At 68.0% G+C, this 1,998-nt stretch carries 2 protein-coding genes; one reads left to right on the top strand and one right to left on the bottom strand.

Annotated elements, in window-relative coordinates:
- Positions 1 to 532 (bottom strand): hydroxymethylbilane synthase (hemC, locus tag JYJ84_RS35225; RefSeq protein WP_205190176.1); only part of this gene is annotated, 532 nt, incomplete at its 3' end.
- A gap of 207 nt (positions 533 to 739) precedes the next feature.
- Here hemC and JYJ84_RS35230 point away from each other — a divergent pair.
- Positions 740 to 1,998, top strand: a 1,259-nt coding sequence (locus JYJ84_RS35230; protein WP_205190177.1) for a phosphoenolpyruvate carboxylase, incomplete at its 3' end; no start/stop codon positions are given.

Consider the following 1,998-nt stretch of genomic DNA (forward strand, 5'->3'; position numbering starts at 1 on the left):
CGTAGTCGCCGCGATCGAGCTTCGACAGGCGCGTGTCGAGGTTGCCGCGCAGCGGCAGCACGTCCAGGTGCGGGTAGCGCGAGCGCAGCATCGCCTCGCGGCGCAGGCTCGACGTGCCGACCACGGCGCCGGCCGGCAGCGCGTCAAGCGACGCGTAGTCGTTCGACACGAACGCATCGCGCGGATCTTCGCGCTCCATGATCGCGGCAAGCGAGAAGCCGTCGGGCAGTGCCATCGGCACGTCCTTCAGCGAATGCACGGCGAGATCGGCGCGGCCGTCGGCCAGCGCGGCCTCCAGTTCCTTCACGAACAGGCCCTTGCCGCCGACCTTCGACAGCGTACGATCGAGAATCTGGTCGCCGCGCGTCGTCATCCCGAGGATTTTCACGTCACAAGCTGGATATAATTTGCGCAGCGCATCACGCACATGTTCGGCTTGCCACATCGCCAGGCGGCTTTCGCGCGAAGCAATCGTCAACGTTGCGGGCGACTGTGCCTGTTGCGGCCCGGCCGCAGGGGTCTCGGAATTCATTGCTGGAACATCGAAGGACGGGATTGAAGATCGAACAATGGTAGCACGCACGCCCCTGCCCGCCCGGGCCCGGAGCCTGCGCCCGGCCTGCCGCCGAGCGGGTCGCGGCGCCGATGTGCGGATGTGCCGCACGTAGCTGGTTGCTTGACCGCAGTTTCGCAGTTTCCGCAGTTCCTTTTGACTCGAGCTTTCCCAAGGAAACCCATCGTGAAGTCTTCCGGATCGGCGCGTACGGCGCGCCGCAATGCTGCCCTGTCCTCCTCCGACGCCTCGACGGACACCGTCGCCACCGCCGCGAACGGCCGTGCGAAAACGGCAACGAAACCGAAAGACCCGATACGTCAGACAAAACGCCCGACGAAAGCCGCCGGCCCGGCTGCCCGCACCGCGGCCCGCACGGCCGGTGCGACGAAGTCCGGCACGCGCACCCGCGACGACAAGGACGGCCCGCTGTTCGACGACATCCGCTTCCTCGGCCGCCTGCTCGGCGACGTCGTGCGCGAGCAGGAAGGCGACACCGTGTTCGACGTCGTCGAGACGATTCGCCAGACCGCGGTCAAATTCCGCCGCGAGGACGACAGCGAAGCCGCGCAGACGCTCGAGAAGAAGCTGCGCAAGCTGACGCCGGAGCAGACGGTGAGCGTCGTGCGCGCGTTCAGCTATTTCTCGCATCTCGCGAACATCGCCGAAGACCGTCATCACAACCGCCGCCGCCGCATCCACGCGCTGGCCGGCTCTGCATCGCAGCCCGGCACGGTCGCGTACGCGCTCGAACAGCTGAAGACGACCGGCAACGCGTCGAAGCGCCTGCTGCAGCGCTTCTTCGACGATGCGCTGATCGTGCCGGTGCTGACCGCGCACCCGACCGAAGTGCAGCGCAAGAGCATTCTCGACGCGCAGCACGACATCGCGCGCCTGCTCGCCGAGCGCGACCAGGAACTGACGAGCCGCGAGCGCCAGTACAACGAATCGATGCTGCGCGCGCGCGTGACCGCGCTGTGGCAGACCCGCATGCTGCGCGATTCGCGCCTGACGGTCGGCGACGAAATCGAGAACGCGCTGTCGTACTACCGCGCGACGTTCCTCGACGAACTGCCCGCGCTGTACGGCGACATCGAGGCCGCGCTCGCCGAGCACGGCCTGTCCGCGCGCGTGCCGGCCTTCTTCCAGATGGGCAGCTGGATCGGCGGCGACCGCGACGGCAACCCGAACGTCACGGCCCCGACGCTCGAGGAGGCGATCAACCGCCAGGCCGCGGTGATCCTCGAGCACTATCTGGAACAGGTGCACAAGCTCGGCGCCGAACTGTCGGTGTCGAACCTGCTCGTCGGCGCGAACGACGCCGTGAAGGCGCTCGCGGCAGCCTCCCCCGACCAGTCGCCGCACCGCGTCGACGAACCGTATCGCCGCGCGCTGATCGGCATCTACACGCGCCTCGCCGCCAGCGCGCGCGTGCGTCTCGGCGA

The organism is Burkholderia sp. LMG 13014 (genome assembly GCF_905232215.1).
Lineage (GTDB): Bacteria > Pseudomonadota > Gammaproteobacteria > Burkholderiales > Burkholderiaceae > Burkholderia.